At 70.4% G+C, this 1184-nt stretch carries 1 protein-coding gene; it reads right to left on the bottom strand.

From position 1 onward, the window contains the following. Positions 1–78 precede the first annotated feature (78 nt). Complete coding sequence (locus DXK32_RS31935; protein WP_114862160.1) at positions 79–966, bottom strand: uracil-DNA glycosylase; 888 nt, start codon at positions 964–966, stop codon at positions 79–81. Positions 967–1184 lie beyond the last annotated feature (218 nt).

Here is a 1184-nt window from a genome sequence, read left to right as displayed (position 1 = left end):
AAGCCTCAGCGGAGGAAAAAGGCCGGAATATGTTCGTTTTTCCGCAGCCTGTTAGGGAGGGGGCAGAAAGCTGCCCTTTTAAGGTTTCTCTGGAAAACGCTGGCGCAGGGTCAGCAGGTCGCGCCACGCCTCGCGCTTGGCGATGGGGTTGCGCAGCAGATAGGCCGGGTGAAGCATCGGCAGGACCGGCACCGGGCCGGGCAGGCCGGGGGAGGCGTAGTCGAACCAGCGGCCGCGCAGGCGGGTGATGCCCTCCGCCCGGTTGAGCAGCGTCTTGGCCGACGTGCCGCCCAGCGGCACCAGCACCTTCGGCCCGATCAGCTCGACGTGCCGTTCCAGGAAGGGCAGGCAGGCGGCGATCTCCGCCTGGGTCGGCGAGCGGTTGCCGGGCGGGCGCCAGGGCAGGATGTTGCTGATGTAGACTTTGCCGCGGTCGAGTCCCACCTGGGCCAGCATGCGGTCGAGCAGTTTGCCGCTGACCCCGACGAAAGGCTTGCCCTGCCGGTCCTCGTCCTCGCCCGGCGCCTCGCCGATCAGCATGATGTCCGCGGCTGGGTTGCCGTCGGCGAAGACCGTGTTCATCGCCGTCGCCTTCAGCGGGCAGCCGTCGAAGGCGCGCAGCGCCGTTTCCAGCTCCTCCAGGCTGCGCGCCTCGGCGGCGCGGGCGCGGGCGCTCGCCCCGGCCTCGCTGGCGCCCAGCGGCAGGTCCGACCCGGTCGCCGCGCCGAACATCGACGCGCCGGAGGGACCCCCGAACGCCGACCCCCCGAACGCCGACCGCGACGCTGGCGCCGGGGCGGGGCGGACCGCGGCGGGCGACAGCGCCGACGCGCCGGCCGACGCACGCGCCGCCGCCGGCCGGGCGGTCAGCGTCGCCCAGTCCAGGGGCCCGTCCCCGATGGCCTCGTCGCACCCGATGTCGACGTGCCAGCGCAGGGCGGCGAGGATGTCGGATTGGTCAATCATCGTTTGACCTTACCACGGCTCCTGTGGTCTTACATGGGCTTAGATATCCTTTTTGGCGGGTGCGAAAGGCATACGCCGTTCCGAAAGCCGCCGGACCCTGCGGAAATGGCCCCGGCGCTTCAATCAAGCGGCTTAATCAAGCGGGAGGCATGGGGACCATGGATCGCGATCCGCGCGAGGTGATGGAGTACGACGTCCTTGTCGTCGGAGCCGGCCCG

Origin of the sequence: Azospirillum brasilense, from assembly GCF_003349955.1 — a bacterium.
GTDB classification, from domain to species: Bacteria; Pseudomonadota; Alphaproteobacteria; order Azospirillales; family Azospirillaceae; genus Azospirillum; species Azospirillum brasilense_B.
Note: the sequence above shows the minus strand (reverse complement) of the source record. Positions and strands in the feature narration are given on the sequence as shown.